Source organism: Micromonospora sp. NPDC048040 (genome assembly GCF_055587185.1).
Genome location: NZ_JBVJGT010000029.1, coordinates 77,223 through 79,222, shown reverse-complemented (window position 1 = coordinate 79,222; position 2,000 = coordinate 77,223). Strand labels below are relative to the sequence as shown.

The 2,000-nt window shown below is 75.3% G+C and carries 3 protein-coding genes; 2 read left to right on the top strand and 1 reads right to left on the bottom strand.

The genetic code is table 11. The features are described from left to right. Positions 1–136: 136 nt before the first annotated feature. Positions 137–340: a cold-shock protein gene (locus tag ACZ6O2_RS24060; protein ID WP_007072071.1), complete on the bottom strand. Its 204-nt coding sequence runs from the start codon at positions 338–340 to the stop codon at positions 137–139. 174 nt (positions 341–514) lie between these two features. Between ACZ6O2_RS24060 and ACZ6O2_RS24055 the strand changes: the two genes are divergently transcribed. Then, positions 515–1,210 carry a class I SAM-dependent methyltransferase gene (locus ACZ6O2_RS24055; protein WP_350709182.1) on the top strand — a complete coding sequence of 232 codons (696 nt, stop codon included), beginning with the start codon at positions 515–517 and terminating at the stop codon, positions 1,208–1,210. A gap of 99 nt (positions 1,211–1,309) precedes the next feature. After that, positions 1,310–1,921, top strand: a complete 612-nt coding sequence (locus ACZ6O2_RS24050) for a DedA family protein (protein ID WP_350709180.1) — start codon at positions 1,310–1,312, stop codon at positions 1,919–1,921. Positions 1,922–2,000 lie beyond the last annotated feature (79 nt).

Below are 2,000 nucleotides of genomic sequence, written 5' to 3'. Positions count from 1 at the left end.
GGTTGCTCCCTCCCCCCCCTTTGTTCTCTTGTTTCTCCCTCCTCGTCTCTCCCCCCCCCCCCCCCCCCCCCCCCCGCCCCCCCCCCCCCCCCCTCCCCCCGCCCCCCCCCCCCCCCCCCCCGCCACCGGCACGGATCTACATCGGGCGGACGTTGTCCGCCTGCGGACCCTTCTGCCCCTGGGTCACCTCGAACTCGACCTTCTGGCCCTCGTTCAGCTCCCGGTAACCGCTCGTCGCGATGGCCGAGTAGTGGACGAAGACGTCCGGACCTCCGCCGTCCTGCTCGATGAAGCCGAAGCCCTTTTCCGAGTTGAACCACTTAACCGTGCCGGTTGCCATGCATCTCTCCCTGTTCCCAAGCGGGTGACCCCTCGGTGCTCGACCGATGATCGCCCGGTACCTCCCCGACAGTAACCGGCCGAACGCCGATCTGCTGGCCGAAGTGCCGCAGGCGGCGTGGTGAACTCTCGGGGCCGCTGGGCGAAAGCCGCGCGGCGACCGGCCCGCTGGGGCATGCTTGCGCCGGTGAGAGGTGCCGCAGCCGTCGCGCTGACCGAACTGGAGCGTGAGATCGACGCTCCGGGCGGCGGCCTGGACCGGCTCCGGCTGGTGCGGGCGCCGTTCGTGCCCGAGGTGCGGCTGCACCTGGCCGAGGACGCCATCGTGTGGTGGGCCCGGATGGAGGCGCACGCCGGGCGCGCCCTGCCGCCGCCGTACTGGGCCTCGGTCTGGGCCGGCGGGCAGGCCCTCGCCCGGCACCTGCTCGACCACCCCGACCTCGCCGCCGGGCGGCGGGTGCTCGACCTGGCCGCCGGGTCCGGCCTGGTGGCGATCGCCGCCGCGCTCGCCGGCGCCGACCACGTGGTCGCCAACGACATCGACCCGTACGCGGTCGCGGCGGTGACCGTCAACGCCCGCGCCAACCGGGTGACGGTCGCGGCCACCGGCGGTGACCTGCTCGACTCCGATCCGTCCGAGGTGGACCTGCTGGTGGCCGGGGACGTGCTCTACGACGAGGCGATGACGGCGCGGGTGCTGCCCTTCCTGCGTCGGGCCGCCGCCACCGGCGCCGACGTGCTGGTCGGCGAACCCGGGCGGGGGCACCTGCCGCCGGACGTGCTGGCGGCCGTGACGAGCTATGTCCTGCCGACCACCGAGCCCGCCGTCGACACACCCGTCCGGCGGGTCCAGGTGCTGCGCCCCCGGTGACCCCGGGCTCCTCAGGGTCGACCCCGACCCGGATACCAGGGGGCGGTGGGGGATCGGACCCGATGCCCGGGGTGGCCGGGCGGTCATAGCGTACGGGGCATGGCGGATTGGCTGGCCCAGGTCGGAGAGCTTCCCACCACCCTGCTCATGGGGGTGCTCGGGGTGGTGATGCTCTTCGACGCCGTACCGCTGCTCGGTGTGCTGGTCCCGGGGGACGTGGCGATCCTGGCCGCCATGGGGGTCGGCGGCCCGGTCACCGGCGTCGCCACCTTCGCCGTCGTGGTGGCCGGCTGCCTTTCCGGGTGGTCGCTGAGCTTCCTCGCCGGCCGCCGGTACGGGGACCGGCTGCGCCGCAGCCGGATCGGCGGGTGGATCGGCGAGGAGCGCTGGGTGGCGGCGGAGGGGATCCTGCGGCGCGGGGGCGGCCGGATGGTGCTGATCGCGCCCTTCCTGCCGGTGTTCAACGCGCTGCTGCCGCTGGCGGCGGGCGGGCTGCGGATGTCGTACCGGCGATTCCTGGGCTGCGCGACGGTCGGCGCGGCGGCGTGGGCCGGGCTCTACCTGGTGCTGGGGACCGCCTCGCGGTCGCTGGCCGGGCTGCTGCCCGGGGAGTCCAGCCCGATGCTGGTCACCATGGCGGTCGGGCTGCTGCTGGCGGGGGTGGTGCTGATGGGCACGCGGCGCCGGCTGCGGGCGGTCACCGGGGGCTGACCGCCGCCAACGGGGGGAGCGGGGCCGGGCGCGCGACGCGCCCGGCCCCGCCGGTGCTCACCAGCCCCGGGCGCGCCAC

Coding starts and splice junctions, on each gene's coding strand:
- ACZ6O2_RS24050 (WP_350709180.1), top strand. CDS start 1,310: ATGGCGGATTGGCTGGCCCAGGTCGGAGAGCTTCCCACCACCCTGCTC.
- ACZ6O2_RS24055 (WP_350709182.1), top strand. CDS start 515: ATGCTTGCGCCGGTGAGAGGTGCCGCAGCCGTCGCGCTGACCGAACTG.
- ACZ6O2_RS24060 (WP_007072071.1), bottom strand. CDS start 340: ATGGCAACCGGCACGGTTAAGTGGTTCAACTCGGAAAAGGGCTTCGGC.